The organism is Streptosporangium sp. NPDC000396, from assembly GCF_042898655.1.
In the GTDB taxonomy this organism is placed as follows: Bacteria; Actinomycetota; Actinomycetes; order Streptosporangiales; family Streptosporangiaceae; genus Streptosporangium.
This window is the reverse complement of record NZ_JBIAZA010000018.1, coordinates 136,017-150,812: the sequence shown is the minus strand read 5'-3', so window position 1 is coordinate 150,812 and position 14,796 is coordinate 136,017. Positions and strand designations below refer to the sequence as shown.

Sequence of the window (14,796 nt, the reverse complement as noted above, 5' to 3'; positions counted from 1 at the left end):
GGTGTTCGGAACACGACTGTGCGTCCCCTCTCAGTAGCGGTTCATCCTGCTGCCGTTGGCCGCACCGTTGGCGCTGCCGTCGCCATCGCGCTGGACGAAGGGAGCGGATGCGGTGGCGGTGGTCCCGGCCACGGTGTCGGCGCCGGCGGACTGGGCCACCACCGTCACAGGCGCGATGAGGACGGAGGCCACCATCGTTCCGGCCGCGAGAGCGTTCCTGAGCTTGATCATGACAGGTCACTCCTGTCGAATCGGTTGCACCCGGGGCGATCCCCGGGCTGACGGAACACCGGATCGGTGCCGCGGAGGACACCGGCACGGTGTCTGGATCTCACGCTAGGCAGGATGCCGTCGAGGAGGGTAGGAGTGTTACTCCCAGGCACGGATCCGGGGACCGGGGGATGATCGGGGAATACGGCACTCGACCAACCGGTTTCCGACACAAAAGAAGTTATCTCGGACATCTCGGACATTTGGTGACGAAATGGCCAGTAACAATATTCTGGGTGAGTTCCTCCGCGCTCGGCGCGAGGCCACCAACCCCATACAAGTGGGGCTGCTGTACTCCGGTCCTCGCCGGACCCCGGGACTGCGCCGGGAAGAGGTGGCGATGTTCGCCGGGGTCAGCACCGACTACTACATCCGCCTGGAACAGGGGCGCGAACGCCATCCATCCGAGCAGGTGCTCGGCGCCCTGGCACGGGCACTGGATCTCGAACCCGCCGCCGCGGCGCACCTGCACGAACTCGCCCACCCCAGGCCACCGCAGCTCAGAGCGGTCGAGCAGACGGAGAAGGTCAGCCCGGACCTGCTGCGACTGATACACGGCTGGCCGTTCACCCCGGCGCTGGTGATCAACCGGTGGATGGACGTGCTGGCCAGGAATCCGCTGGCCGCCGCGCTCTTCGACGGGCAGGAGCACGCGGACAACCTCGTCCGGATGGTCTTCCTGAACCCTGCCGTGCGCGAGATCCACCGTGATTTGGGCCGGGACTGGGAGCAGCTCGCCCACGCCAAGGTGGCCCACCTACGCGCCGCCGTGGGAACGGATCTCGACGATCCCCACCTGGCCGAACTGGTCGACGAGCTCTCCCTCAAAAACGCGGACTTCCACCGTTTGTGGGTGCGTCACGACGTATCACGCGTATCGCCCATAATCGCGCTCTTCCGCCACCGCGACGTCGGCGACCTGATCCTCACCTGCGAGGCGTTCACCGTCAACAGCGCCCCCGGCCAGCAACTGATCACCATTCACGCCGAACCCGCCAGCCCTTCCGAGCTCGCCCTGACCCTCCTCGGCAGCAGCGTCATGGGACATGACCATGAGAAGCATCTATACCGGCGCCTGAAGACGGCTTAGAGGACTTCCCAAGGCCCTCAGGCCGGATGGGCACGAGGCGGGCGCCGCGACGAACGCGCCTGTGACCGGGAACGAGACCGGCCACAGACACGCGGTCACAGACACCGGGTCACAGACGGTGCAGGCCGCTGAGGACGCGTTCGAGAAGCTTGAGCCCGGGACCGCCCGCGTCGATCTGGGGGTGGTGGACACGGACCAGGCCCTCGGCCTCCATGTCGGAGATCAGGACGCGAGCCACGCCGAGGGGGATGCCGAGGAGCGCGGAGATCTCCGCGACGGAGCGGATCTGCCGGCAGAGTTCGCTGATGGCGCGGTATTCACGGATGTAGGACAGGCCCAGCTGGGCCGAGGTCGCCGAGGAGACCAGGGCCTCCATGGCGAGCTGGGTACGCGGAGCGGTCCGGCCACCGGTGACGGTGTACATACGGACCAGGGAGCTCTCCTCCTCGGGAGGCTCGCCATACGAAGATCCGTAGGGCTCCTCATACGAGGAGCCGTAACCACCGGGTTCACCGTACGGCGAACCGTAACCGGCAGGCTCCTCATACGAGGAGCCGTAACCACCGGGCTCGCCGTGCGGCGAACCGTAACCGGGAGGTCCCTGGTAGGGCGAGCCGTATCCGGGAGGCTCACCTTGCGGGAAGCCATGCCCGGGAAACTCGTCGCGAAGGGGGCCGTATCCGTCTCTCGGCCCCTGCCCGTCATTCCTGTATCCGTCTTGCATGTCAGTTCTCCCGCTTCGGGAGCTCGTTACGAGCCTTACGGACACCCTGCTGGAAACTCGACATCCGGCTGCGCACCCGATCGGCCGACAGGGGAGCCGCAGGCGCCGGTGACGGGGGCGGGCTGGCCGCCGGGTTCACCGAGCCGGGCACCAGGTTGGCCTTGGGGGTGCGTTTCGGCAGACCGGATGTGGTCGTCCCGCCGAGCGTGGGGGCGCTCGCGGCCTGGGCGGCCTGCCAGCCGGTGTCGGCGGGAGACTCCCAGGAAACGGGCTCCAGCCGGGCGGGCGCGGGCTTTCCTGACTCGTCCGGCTCGTCGCCGGCAGCAGGGGTGGCAATGCGGAACCAGCCTGACTCCACCGAGGCGAAGATCGGCAGGAACTCCTCCTCCGCGCCTGGCGCGGAGGCTTCTGCCTTGGGCAGAGGTGTGGAGGTGTTCGCCGCCTCCGGCAGAGCCTTGGGAACGTCAGGTGACTTCCTGACGTCCTTGGGCGAGGGGTCGGAGGCGTCGATCTTGGGCAACGGCCCGGTGGCGTCCACCTCGGGCAAGCCGGGGTGGGAGTCGAGCGGGCCGAGCGGTGTCCGGGGGGAGCGATCGCCCTCCCGGGACGCGGGACGTGGGCGTTCCGTGACGGAGCCCCACACGTTTGGTGAGCTCACCGAGGGCGGTCCGGCCTGCGGCGGCACGGCTGCCCGCGCGCTGGGCGTCTGCCGCCGGGGAAGCGCGGGAGACGAGGTCCCGAGCGGGGCGGACGGGGCGCCGGGGGCGGGTGGGAACGACGACCCGGAAGCGGGTTCGCGCGTTCCGGGGAGCGAGCCGTTCGGCCTTCCCCCCGGCTGGAGGGCGCCGGCGGGCCGGGAAGGCCCGGCCTGCGGGGAGGCCATGACGGAGGAGAGGATCGCCTCGGGGAGGAGGACCATGGCGGTCAGACCGGGTTCCTGGGGGCGGAGCTGCACCCGGATGCCGTGTTTGAGCGCGAGACGGCCGACCACGAACAGGCCCATCCGGCGGGCGACCGAGGCGTCGGCGGCCTGGGGGTTCGCCAGGCGCCAGTTCGCCTGGGAGAGCTCCTCGGCGGTCATGCCGATGCCCTGGTCGGTCACCGAGACCATCACGCCGCCGCCGTCGATCCGGCTGCTGGACACCACGACCTTGCTCTCCTTGGGAGAGAACGCGATCGCGTTCTCCACCAGCTCGGCGAGCAGGTGGACCACGTCGCTCACCACGGGACCCGCCACGGCGACCTCGGTCTGGATCCGGCTCACCACTCGCTCGTAGTTCTCCACCTCCGACAGCGAGGCGCGGACCACGTCCATCAGCTCGACCGGCTTCCGCCAGCGCCGTGCCACCTCCTGGCCGGCGAGGACGAGCAGGTTCTCGCTGTTGCGGCGCATGCGGGTGGCGAGGTGGTCGAGCTTGAACAGGTCGGCCAGCCGCTGGTCGTCGCGTTCGCCGCGCTCCAGCCGTTCGACCAGGCTGAGCTGGCGCTCCACGAGCGTCTGGCTCCGGCGGGAGAGGTTGACGAACATCGCGTTGACCGTGTTGCGCAGCTTGGCCTCGTCGCCCGCCAGCCGTACCGCCTCGCGGTGGACCTCGTCGAACGCCCGGGCGACCTCACCGATCTCGTCTCGGGACATGACCCCGATCGGCTGCACGTCGGCGAGGATCTCGCCGTCGCGGGACTCGCGGACCTGCTGGACGTATGCGGGCAGCCGCTCCCCGGCGACCTCCAGCGCTTCCGTGCGCAGCCGCCGCAGCGGGCTGACCAGCGATCGCGCCACCCCGGTGGTGATCAGCAGCACGATCAGCAGCAGGCCGACGACCGATCCGGCGATCAGCAGGGCCCGGTTCTGCTCGGCGTCGCCGAGCTCCTGGCTACGGGCCACGATGTCCTGGGCGTGCCGCCGCTCGACTTCGCGCATCCGATCGATCGTGGTCGTCGTCGCCTCGTACCACTCCTTGGCGTCGTCCTTCTTCGCCAGGTCCAGCCCCTTCAGCGACGCCCCGGAGGCCGAACGGAGGAGGACCAGCTCCCGCAGGAACTCGGCCCGGTCGGCGGTCCTTCCGTTGACGGTCTCGTCGAAGAGGCGGCGCTCCTCGCTGCCGGCCTCGGCGGCGAAGGCGTTGCGCTCGTTGCGCTCGGCGGAGACGGCGCCGAGGAACTTCTCCAGCTGCTGCTGCTCGAATCGGCCGGAGACCAGCACCTCCGACAGCAGACCCCGCTGGAGCGAGAGGGCCTCCTTGGCGCGGGCGAGCGCGTCCAGGGTCAGCGCCTGCCCGAACAGCACGTCGTCGGCGCTGCCCTTGCCGAGCTCGTCATAGAGGGAGAGCAGGTCGGTGATCACCAGGGAGTAGGCGTCGATGGCCGCGTCGGGCAGCAGTGTCGACCCCAGCACCTGCCCACGGAGCGGCTTGAGGTCGTCCAGCCGGGTGAGCGCGGTCTCGACCTCGTCTTTGGTGCGGCCACCCACCTCGTTCTTGAGCAGGTTGCCGCTGTCGCGGACGCGCGCCACGGCGGTGTCCACCGCGTTCATCTGATCACGTACGGCCTGCACGTCGCGGTCCGGGCGGCCACGGGCGATGAACCAGGTCGTGCGGTCGCGTTCGGCGGCCAGTTCGTGGGTGAGCGCACCAATGTGATCCGAGAGCCTGGCCAGGTCGTTGACCTGCTGGTATTCAGCAGAAGCGCGCATGGACGCGAAGACCTGGATTCCGCCGAGCAACACCGCCGCGGCGGTGGGGACCAGGATGAGCGCGACCAGCCTGGAGCGCACCCGCCAGTTCCGCAGGCGGAAACTACTCCCCGCACCCTCGATCTTGTATGTACTCACCGAACACTGCCTCTCGGCGGATGAACCCGCTGGCCGAATTCCCTAGGTTCCCGGTAATTCGAGCACATCTCAACCTGTGGGGCCAATCGAACACAGCTCCACAAATAGCAACTCATGAGGCAGCAGGGATGGAACTGACACTTCAGTTCAAGTGTAGGGCCTAGATTTCGGGCACCCACACACCCCTATTAGGTATCCATCCTGCCTGGATAGCCCTTTGCATCGTTCCATGACTCTGAGTGAGCGATAACGCGGCAGAGGCGCAACGGTCTCTAGAAGATCACATCACTGTGATTCACGATATTTCCCCCATATCGTGACTCCCTGCGTCCGTAGCCTCGCTAGGGAGTGCTCTTGGATCTTTGCCCACGCTGCGGATCGGCCAGGTAGCGCCTCGCACGGCGGAGAGGAAGCCCCAGCGGCGCCATCCCCAGACCCGATCGCCGAGCTTTGGAGGAGACAACAGTGGCCCCATCCGACGGTGCCGCGATCGAGGTTCGAGAGTTATGGAAAATCTTCGGCCCGCGAGCGGAGCGCGTTCTCCGCGGCCCCGACGCGCAACTCGACCCGGTCGCACTTCGGGAGAAGACGGGTTGCGTCGCCGCCGTCAGGAACGTCGGCTTCACGGTACGGCCCGGCGAGGTGTTCGTCGTGATGGGCCTGTCCGGAAGCGGCAAGTCCACCCTGGTCCGCTGCCTGACCCGGCTGATCGAGCCGACCTCCGGGGAGATCTCGATCGCCGGCGAGGACGTGCGCGCCGCCTCCCCCGCCCAGCTCAGGGACCTGCGCCGGCACCGGGTCAGCATGGTCTTCCAGCACTTCGGCCTCCTGCCACACCGTAAGGTCATCGACAACGTCGCCTACGGGCTGGAGATCCAGGGCGTCCCGAAGGGCGAACGGCACGAGCGGGCAGGGGAGATCCTCTCCCTGGTCGGCCTGGACGGCTTCGCCGACGCCCGCCCCGACCAGCTCTCCGGCGGCATGCAGCAGCGGGTGGGCCTGGCCAGGGCACTGGCCGTGGATCCCGAGGTGCTGCTCTTCGACGAGCCGTTCAGCGCGCTGGACCCGATGATCCGCCGGGACATGCAGGCCGAGGTCATCCGCCTGCACCGCGAGGTGGGCAAGACCATGGTGTTCATCACCCACGACCTGTCCGAGGCGCTCAAGCTCGGTGAGCGCATCGCGATCATGCGGGCGGGCGAGATCGTCCAGCTCGGCACCGCAGAAGAGCTGGTCGGCGCCCCGGCCGACGACTATGTGGCCGACTTCGTCAGGGACGTGCCCAGGAGCGAGGTGCTCTCGCTGCGCTGGATCTGCCGTCCCCCGCTGGAGGACGACCATCTTGACGGTCCCGAGCTCCCCGCGCACACCGTGATCCGCGACGCGATCCCGGCCGTGATGCGATCCGCCCGGCCGATCCGGGTCATCCAGGACGGGGAGCTGGCCGGCGTGGTCGACCGCCTCGACATCCTCGCGGCGATGGCCGGGGACCTGGGAGAGAGCGGGGATCTGGGGCAGGCCGCCACCGGAGCCGGTGCATGACCTCTCCGTCGGCCGTACTCCCCCCGACGCCGGCGGCCCCACCCACCGCTCCCCGCTCCTGGACGCGCCTGCGGGCCTGGCTGGTTCCGTTCGCGGGAGTGGCCGTGACCGTGGCGGCCTACCTCGCCTTCCGGGACACCGCCACCCTCCCCCACGACGACGACGCCGCGCAGTTCCGGTTCGTCGACGACATACGGGACTGGGTGGACGCCAACCGCAACGAGAGCCCGATCTTCCTGTTCTTCGTGAACTACGTCCGGCTCCTCATCGGCGGCCTCTACGACTTCCTCCACGTGGTGCTGCAGGGCCTGGGCTGGATGGGGCTGACCGGGCTGGCGGGTGTGCTGGGCCGGCTGGCGGGCGGCTGGCGGATCGCCCTGGTCGCCGTGGCGGGGTTCGCCTCGTTCGGGGTGCTGGGAGTGTGGGAGGCGAGTGTCGACACGCTCGCGCTCGTGCTCGCGGCGGTCCTGCTCTCGCTGCTCGTCGGCCTGCCACTGGGCGTCTGGGCAGGCCGCTCGGTACGGCTGCGCCGCCTGCTCACCCCGGTCCTCGACGTCATGCAGATCATGCCGACCTTCGCCTACCTGGCGCCGATGGTGCTGTTCTTCCAGATCGGCCCCGCCTCGGCCACGGTCGCCACGATGATCTACTCGATCCCGCCCGCGATCCGGATCACCGCGCTGGCGATCGAGCAGGTCTCCCCCGCGGCCGTGGAGGCCTCCACGGCGCTCGGGGCGACCGGCTGGCAGACGCTGCGCAAGGTCCACATCCCGATGGCGCGCGCCACGATCGCGCTGGCGATCAACCAGACCGTCATGATGGCGCTGTCCATGGTGGTGATCGCGGCGTTGATCGCGGCCCCGGGCCTGGGCTCGAACATCATCTCCGGCCTGTCGCGGGCCAACGTGGGCATCATGGTCCCGGCGGGCATCGCCATCGTGGCCATGGCCGTCGTGCTGGACCGGATGACCATGTCCGCCGCCACCCGCACGCCCGCGTCACCCCGCGGCCTCTCCCCGTGGGATCGGCTCGGCATCGCGTCACTGATGCTCTTCTGCGTCGGGATCGCGGCCCGCTTTCTGCCCGGCGAGTTCCCCGAGGACTGGGTGCTCCGCTTCGCCGGGCCGGTGAACGAGGCCGTGAACTGGGCCAAGTTCTCCTGGTACGACGTCACCGAGGCGATCAGGAACGTCACCACCGAGGCTCTGCTCAACCCGTTGCAGACCCTGCTCACCACCGCCCCCTGGTGGCTGGTCTCCGCGGTCGTGCTCGCCGTCGCGTGGCGGACCGGCGGAGGCCGGCCCGCCGTGACCGCTGTGGCCTGCCTGCTCACCACCGCCCTGCTCGGGCTGTGGCAGCACACCATGGAGACGCTCACCACAGTGCTGGTCGGCGTGGTGCTGACCCTGGCGGTCGGGCTCGTGCTCGGCATCGTGGCGGCCCGCTCACCCCGGTTCGCCGCAGTGCAACGGCCGCTGCTCGACGCCGCGCAGACCCTGCCCGCGTTCATCTACCTGCTGCCCGCCCTGGCGCTGTTCGGCGCGACCCGGTTCACCGCGATCTTCGCCTCGGTGATCTACGCGGTGCCACCGGTCGTCCGGCTGGTGGAGGACGGGATCAGGAACGTGTCCCCGGTCGTCGTCGAGGCCGCCCGGTCGTGCGGTTCCACCGACCGGCAGGTGCTGTGGAAGGTGAAACTGCCGATGGCCCGCCGGGCGATCCTGCTCGCCGCCAACCAGGGCATCGTCATGACGCTCGCCATGGTCGTGGTCGGTGGCCTGGTCGGTGCGGGGGGCCTGGGCTACGACGTCGTCTCCGGGTTCTCCCAGCGCACCGACTTCGGCATGGGCTTCGCCGCCGGAGTGGCCACGGTGCTGATCGGAATCATGCTCGACCGCATCACGCAGGGCGCTGACCGGCGCCCCTCCCCCCGAAAGAAGAGGATCGCATGAGGATCGGACGCAAGGTCCGTCTGCTCGCCGGTGTTCTCACACTCGGATTGGCCGTCGCCGGCTGTGGCGGCGCGAAGGTGGAGACCGCCACCGGTTCGGCGCAGCCGTCCGCGCGCGGCATCGTGAAGATCGCTATCAACAAGTGGGCCGGTTACGAGGCCAGCGCCGGGGTGATCACCTACCTCCTCAAGAAGGAACTCGGCTACAACGTCGAGACGAAGGAGCTTGCCGAGCAGGTCTCCTGGGAGGGCTTCGAGAAGGGCGACGTCGACGTCATCGTCGAGAACTGGGGCCACGAGGACCTGAAGAAGACCTTCATCGAGGAGAAGAAGGTCGCCGTGGAAGCGGGTTCCACGGGCAACAAGGGCGTCATCGGCTGGTACGTCCCCAAGTGGATGGTGGACAAGTATCCCGACATCACCGACTACAAGAACCTGAACAAGTACGCGGAGCTGTTCAAGACCTCCGAGTCGGGCGACAAGGGGCAGATCCTCTTCGGCGACCCCTCGTACGTCAGCAACGAGGAAGCCCTCATCAAGAACCTGAAGCTCGACTACAAGGTGGTCGTGGGCGGCAGCGAGGCGGCGCTGATCGAGTCGGCCACCCAGGCCCAGCAGCAGAAGAAACCCCTGCTGTTCTACTTCTGGGACCCGCACTGGCTGTTCAGCCGGGTGGAGCTGGCCCGGGTCAACCTTCCCCCGTACACCAAGGACTGCGACGCCGACCCCAAGAAGGTCGCCTGCGACTACGCCGAGCTCGACCTCGACAAGATCGTGAGCAAGAAGTTCGCCGACACCGGCGGCAAGGCCTACGAGCTGGTCAAGAACTTCTCCTGGACCAACGAGGCGCAGAACTCGGTGGCCAACGACATCACCAACAACGGCATGTCCCCCGAGGATGCGGCCAAGAAGTGGGTCGAGGCCAACCCGACCGTCTGGGCCTCCTGGATCCCCAAGTAATCGATCGGCAGGCTCCATCATGTCCGGTGCGGGGAATGCCGGGTTTACCCCGGCGGTGGATCCCTACTACGGTTTCCCCGTTCGGAACGGTCAGGGCTTGGCCGCCGCCCACCTCAGCTGGGGAAGCGAGAAGCCGCTCTGTTCAGGGAGCGGAGGAATCATGAGAAAACAACTCGCCGGAGCCGTCGCGGCACTCCTCCTTCTCACCGCGTGCAGCGGTGAGAAGGAGAAGACAGCACCGACCGGTGGCACCGTGAAGATCGCCGTCAACGACTGGGCCGGCTACAAGGCCAGCGCCGCGGTCCTCAGCCAGCTCCTGGAAAAAGAGCTCGGCTACAAGGTGCAGAGGGTGGAGCTCAACGAGCCCCAGTCCTGGCAGGGACTGGAAAAGGGCACGGTGGACGTCATCGTGGAGAACTGGGGCCACGAGACGGAGAAGAAGAACTACATCGAGGAGAAGAAGGTCGCGGTCTCCGCCGGCCGGAACGGGAACAAGGGCGTCATCGGCTGGTACGTCCCCCAGTGGATGGCCGACCAGTACCCGGACATCACCGACTGGCGGCAGCTCAACAAGTACGCCCACCTGTTCAAGACCGAGAAGTCGGGAAACTTCGGCCAGCTCCTTGACGGAGACCCCTCCTACGTCACCAACGACGAGGCGCTGATCCGCAACCTTCACCTCAACTACAAGGTCGTCTACGCGGGCAGCGAGAAGTCCCTGATCACGGCGGCCAGGCTGGCCACCGAGCGGCGCACCCCGCTGCTGATGTACTTCTACGAACCGCAGTGGCTGTTCACCCAGGTCAAGCTGGCGAAGATCAACCTTCCGCCCTACGCGATCGGCTGCGACACCAAGACGAGGAAGATCGCGTGCGACTATCCTCCCTACCTGCTCGACAAGATCGTGAGCAAGAAGTTCGCCGACGCCGGGGGCAAGGCCTACGAGCTGGTGCGTAACTTCTCGTGGACCAACGACCAGCAGAACGCGGTGGCCAACGACATCGTCAACAACAAGATGAGCGCCGACGCCGCCGCCAAGAAGTGGATCGACGCGAACAAGATCGTCTGGAAGGACTGGGTGCCCCGCTGACGTACGGCGCCGCCCGCGGGCCGATGCCTCGCGGGCGGCCGCCTCTGCGGCGCGAGCCGTACGGGCCCAGAACGCCGTACGGAACCAAGAAGGCCGTACGGGAGCAGAACGCCGTACGAGAGTAGGACCTAGACCGACATGCCGTAGGCCGAGCGGACGCGAAGGACGTGCTCCACCAGCGTGATGAGCGTGCCCTTGACGGAGTCGCGGTTGCGGGCGTCGGTGCGCACGATGGGGACGTGCGGGGCGAGCGCCAGGGCCTCCCGCACCTCCTCCTCCGAGTGCAGGAACTGCCCGTCCCAGCCGTTGACCCCGACCACGAAGGGAAGCTTGGCCTCCTCGAAGTAGTCGATCGCCGGGAAGCCGTCGGCCAGCCGCCGGGTGTCGATCAGGACCACCGCGCCGATCGCGCCACGGACCAGGTCGTCCCACATGAACCAGAACCGGTGCTGGCCGGGGGTGCCGAACAGATACAGGATCAGGTCCTTGTCCAGCGAGAGGCGGCCGAAGTCCATCGCGACGGTGGTCGTCGCCTTGTTCGGGGTGAGACCGAGGTCGTCGATGCCGGCGCTGGCATCGGTCATCACCGCCTCCGTGGTCAGCGGCAGAATCTCCGACACGGCGCCCACGAACGTGGTCTTGCCGACGCCGAACCCGCCCGCGACGACGATCTTCGTCGACGACAGGCCACCATGGTTAGAGCCTGCGAAGTCCACTGAGAACCCTTTCGAGCATGTTGAGATCCGGTTGTCCCTGGTCCAGACGTGGCTGGTGGAGACGGACGAGGCCCTCGTCGGCCATATCCGCCACCAGGACGCGGGCCACACCGAGCGGGACCCTCAGCAGGGCCGAGATCTCGGCGACCGATCGGAACGAACGGCACAACCTGATGATGGCATCCTGCTCAGGGGTGAGCAGGGCCAGTTCCTCGTCCATGATGAACGAGGAGGAGACCAGCGTCTCCAGCGCCATGTGATAGCTCGGCTCGGCTCGGCCGCCGGTGACCGCGTATGGACGGAACAGGGGCTCCTCGTCCCCGGTTCCGTCAATGCCGAGCATGACCCTCTCCCGTGAAGAGCGCGGTCATTATCGGCCCCGGGAAGCCTGTAGCTCGGCCCGGAGGGCCGGGGTGAGCGCCTGGCCCGCCCGATCGACGAGCAAGGTCATCTGGTAGGCCACCAGTCCCATGTCGCACTCGGGAGAGGCGAGTACGGCGAGCACCGAGCCGTCGCTGACCGCCATGACCAGCAGCAGGCCCCGTTCCATCTCGACCACGGTCTGGGTGACGGCCCCGCCCTCGAACACGCGGGACGCGCCCACGGTCAGGCTGAGCAGGCCGGCCGAGACGGCGGCGAGCTGGTCGGCGCGGTCCTCCGGGAACCCGTCCGAACTGGCGATCCGCAGCCCGTCGGCCGAGACGCACACCGCGTGCGCGACACCGGGGGTGCCGCGGACGAACTCGGTGATCAGCCAGTCGAACCTACGTGCCTCATGGCTCAGGGTCGTCACGAGCCCTCCTCCTTGTCCGCCATGTTCCTGGCGGTGTCCTCGTGTAGTTCGGCGCGGCCGCGTCGCACTCCCTGCTGGAAGCTGGACAGGCGGTTGCGCACTCGTTCGGGTGAGATGGGCGGCATCGGGGTGGACGGCACGCTGGCCGCGGCACCTGGCACCAGGTTGGCCTTGGGGGTCCGCTTGGGCAGGCCCGCCGAGGTGATTCCGCCGAGGCTGGGGTCGCTCGCGGCCTGGGCCGCCCGCCATCCGGCGTCGGCCGGGGTCTGCCAGCCGTCCGGCCCGTGAACCGGAACCGGCTCCATGACCGGCGGGAGGGCCGGTTCGTGACCCGTCTCGCGAACCGGCATGTCGGCCGGGGGCACGGGCTGGTCAAACGACGCGGACTGCTCGAACGGCTCGGGCGCCGGGAAGTCCTCCGGGTGCCCGGGTTCCCCGGTGCCGGCTTCGGCGGCTCCACGCTCACCCATGTCGTCCACCCGGCGGAACCAGGCCGACTCGATGGAGGCGAAGATCGGCAGGAACTCCTCCTGCTCGGATTCGAGCGGGGAGAAGTCCACGCTCGGCATCGGCGCGGCCACCGGCTCCTCGCGCGAGGTCTGGCCCCATGCGGAGAATTCGCCGGTGTGGACGGCCCCGTTGGCTCCGTTGCCGTTCGCTCCCGGAACCTGACGCTTGGGCAGGGGGAACTCGCCGTTCGCCTGCGGCGCGCCGGTGAAGGCGTCGGGCACCGGTCCCTGCTGGACAGGGATCGAGCGGTCGCCCGGCAACGACGTGGAACCGAACGAGGAGACCGGCGGGACGGAGGTCTGCCCGAAGGAGGCCTGCGGGGCCGACGGCTCGGCGCCCCACGAAGGAGTGCGGCCGGCCGGCTGGGCCGCCTCGACGATGAGCTCCGGCGGGAAGAGGACCATGGCGACCAGACCGCCGCCCTCCTGCGGGCGGAGCTGGACGCGGACGCCGTGGCGCAGGGCCAGGCGGCCGACCACGAACAGGCCCATCCGCCGGGACACCGAGACGTCCACGACGGGCGGTTCGGCCAGGCGCCGGTTGGTCTCCACCAGCTCGTCGGTGGTCATGCCGATACCGGCGTCGCTGACCGCCAGCAGCGCGCCGCCGCCTTCGATCATGCTGCTGGAGACCACGACCTGGCTGGCCCGGGGAGAGAACTGGATGGCGTTCTCCACCAGCTCGGCGACCAGGTGGACGATGTCGTTGGTGGCGCTTCCCGCGACCGAGATCGTGCGGTGCACCTTGACCTGGACCCGCTCGTAGTCCTCGACCTCGGACAGCGAGGCCCGCACGATGTCGACGAGCTTGGCGGGCTGGTTACGCCTGCGGGCCGGTTCGTGGCCGGCGAGAACCAGGAGGTTCTCGGAGTTGCGGCGCATGCGGGTGGCGAGGTGGTCGAGCCTGAACAGGTCCGCCAGGCGGCCGCCGTCCTCCTCGCCCTTCTCCAGGCCGTCGATCAGCGAGATCTGCCGCTCCACGAGGGTCTGGGTACGGCGCGACAGGTTGACGAACATCGCGCTGATGTTGGAGCGGAGCTCGGATTCCTCGGCGGCCAGCCGTACGGCCTGCCGGTGGACCTCGTCGAAGGCCTTGGCGACTTCCCCGATCTCGTCCTTGGTGTCGACGGAGATGGGGGCGACGTCGGGTGCCTGCGTGTCCCCGGAGACCCGGAGGTTGCGCACGACCTCGGGAAGCCGGAAACCGGCGACGTCGAGCGCCTCGGCACGCAGGCGGCGCAGCGGCAGGACCATCGAACGGGCGATGAGGACGGTGAGGCCGAGGACCAGGAGCAGCAGGGCCAGGATGAGCCCGGAAGCGATGATCGCGTTGCGCTGCTCGGTGTCCTCCAGCTCCCGGGCACGGGTGATCACGTCACCGGCGACCTTGTTCTCGACCTTCTTCATGCGGTCGAGGACCGCGCTGTTGTCCGAGAACCACTGCTTGACCGCCTCGAAGTCGGACAGCAGGCGGCCGTGGTTGTGCGGGTCGCCGGCGAGCACGATCGCCCTGGACTTGGTCAGCTCGGCGCGGTGCACCTTCTCGTCGATCATGGCGTTGACGAGGAGCTGGGCGTTGCCCGGGGTCGTCTCGACGCCGAAGTCCGCCTTGTACTCCTCCATGCGCGAGCGGGAGACGATGAACTTCTCGATCTCCTGGGGGTTGATCATCGTGGGCGCGTAGTAGCCGGCCAGCAGGCGGGCGCGCTGCTTGGAGACCTCTTCCTTGGCGCTCGCCAGCGCGCTGAGCGCGCGCGTGTTGCCGACGATCTCCGAGTCATCGCTGACCAGCGTGAGCTCCTCGTGGAGCCGGAGCAGCGGGGAAATCATGAAACTGTATCGTTCCACCCGGTTCGTTCCGGGCATCTGGCGCAGTTCCTTCAGGCCCGCGAGCTGGTAGCTCACGTTCTTTGCCGCTTCGGCCGCTCGGGGACCGTAGGAGTCGTCGATCGCGCGCAGGTCGGCCAGGACCTGCTTGATCAGCGTGTCGACCGTGCTCTTCTGCGCTTCGGCGCTGTCCTTCAGCCCTTTGTTCGAGGGCTGGAAGGAGGCCCAGGCGCCCCGGTCACGTTCCAGGCCGAGAGCCTGGGCGAGCTCGCGCAGCCTGCCGGAGTATTCGGCCGCCGCCGCGGTCCGCTGGTAGCCGGACACGCTGTCGACGGAGGCGACCACACGCGTTCCCGCGAGCGCGACGCCCACCACGGTCGGGACCAGAATCAGGGCCGTGAGACGCGATCGCACGCGCCAGTTCCGCAGACCGAATCGAGCGGCAGGCCGCTTGCCGCGGTCGCCCGCCGAAGCACTCCCGCTCTCGGTAGTCG

At 68.5% G+C, this 14,796-nt stretch carries 12 protein-coding genes; 5 read left to right on the top strand and 7 right to left on the bottom strand.

Annotated elements, in window-relative coordinates:
* Positions 1–30 precede the first annotated feature (30 nt).
* Positions 31–231, bottom strand: a complete 201-nt coding sequence (locus ACFY2X_RS27915) for a hypothetical protein (protein ID WP_389943364.1) — start codon at positions 229–231, stop codon at positions 31–33.
* Between the two features lie 253 nt (positions 232–484).
* Between ACFY2X_RS27915 and ACFY2X_RS27910 the strand changes: the two genes are divergently transcribed.
* Positions 485–1,360 (top strand): helix-turn-helix transcriptional regulator, encoded by an 876-nt coding sequence (locus ACFY2X_RS27910; RefSeq protein ID WP_389943361.1) that lies wholly within the window; start codon positions 485–487, stop codon positions 1,358–1,360.
* Between the two features lie 109 nt (positions 1,361–1,469).
* Here the strand turns inward: ACFY2X_RS27910 and ACFY2X_RS27905 are convergent, their stop codons facing one another.
* Positions 1,470–1,793, bottom strand: a complete 324-nt coding sequence (locus tag ACFY2X_RS27905; protein ID WP_389943561.1) for a DUF742 domain-containing protein — start codon at positions 1,791–1,793, stop codon at positions 1,470–1,472.
* A 292-nt stretch (positions 1,794–2,085) separates the two neighbouring features.
* Entirely contained in the window at positions 2,086–4,914 is a 2,829-nt protein-coding gene (locus tag ACFY2X_RS27900; protein ID WP_389943358.1) for a nitrate- and nitrite sensing domain-containing protein, read from the bottom strand.
* 465 nt (positions 4,915–5,379) lie between these two features.
* On the opposite strand from ACFY2X_RS27900, the gene ACFY2X_RS27895 reads away from it, so the two are divergent.
* From ACFY2X_RS27895 to ACFY2X_RS27880, 4 genes are all read left to right on the top strand, one after another.
* The gene (locus ACFY2X_RS27895; protein WP_389943355.1) at positions 5,380–6,456 is read left to right on the top strand and encodes a glycine betaine/L-proline ABC transporter ATP-binding protein; all 1,077 of its coding nucleotides are present in this window, start codon (positions 5,380–5,382) and stop codon (positions 6,454–6,456) included.
* Complete coding sequence (locus ACFY2X_RS27890) at positions 6,453–8,408, top strand: ABC transporter permease (RefSeq protein WP_389943352.1); 1,956 nt, start codon at positions 6,453–6,455, stop codon at positions 8,406–8,408. Before ACFY2X_RS27895 ends, ACFY2X_RS27890 begins: the two co-directional genes overlap by 4 nt.
* Positions 8,405–9,367, top strand: a complete 963-nt coding sequence (locus tag ACFY2X_RS27885) for an ABC transporter substrate-binding protein (RefSeq protein ID WP_389943349.1) — start codon at positions 8,405–8,407, stop codon at positions 9,365–9,367. The genes ACFY2X_RS27890 and ACFY2X_RS27885 overlap by 4 nt, the downstream gene beginning before the upstream one ends.
* 160 nt (positions 9,368–9,527) lie before the next feature.
* On the top strand, positions 9,528–10,457 hold the full coding sequence (locus ACFY2X_RS27880; protein WP_389943346.1) for an ABC transporter substrate-binding protein: 930 nt from the start codon (positions 9,528–9,530) through the stop codon (positions 10,455–10,457).
* 128 nt (positions 10,458–10,585) lie between these two features.
* On the opposite strand, the gene ACFY2X_RS27875 is transcribed toward ACFY2X_RS27880, so the two are convergent.
* Genes ACFY2X_RS27875 through ACFY2X_RS27860 form a run of 4 tightly spaced genes read right to left on the bottom strand, consistent with a single transcriptional unit; the run spans position 10,586 to position 14,716 of the window.
* The gene (locus ACFY2X_RS27875; protein ID WP_389943343.1) at positions 10,586–11,173 is read right to left on the bottom strand and encodes an ATP/GTP-binding protein; all 588 of its coding nucleotides are present in this window, start codon (positions 11,171–11,173) and stop codon (positions 10,586–10,588) included.
* Entirely contained in the window at positions 11,154–11,516 is a 363-nt protein-coding gene (locus tag ACFY2X_RS27870) for a DUF742 domain-containing protein (protein WP_389943340.1), read from the bottom strand. The genes ACFY2X_RS27875 and ACFY2X_RS27870 overlap by 20 nt, the downstream gene beginning before the upstream one ends.
* Before the next feature lie 27 nt (positions 11,517–11,543).
* Entirely contained in the window at positions 11,544–11,966 is a 423-nt protein-coding gene (locus ACFY2X_RS27865) for a roadblock/LC7 domain-containing protein (protein WP_389943337.1), read from the bottom strand.
* Positions 11,963–14,716: a nitrate- and nitrite sensing domain-containing protein gene (locus ACFY2X_RS27860; protein WP_389943334.1), complete on the bottom strand. Its 2,754-nt coding sequence runs from the start codon at positions 14,714–14,716 to the stop codon at positions 11,963–11,965. Before ACFY2X_RS27860 ends, ACFY2X_RS27865 begins: the two co-directional genes overlap by 4 nt.
* Positions 14,717–14,796 lie beyond the last annotated feature (80 nt).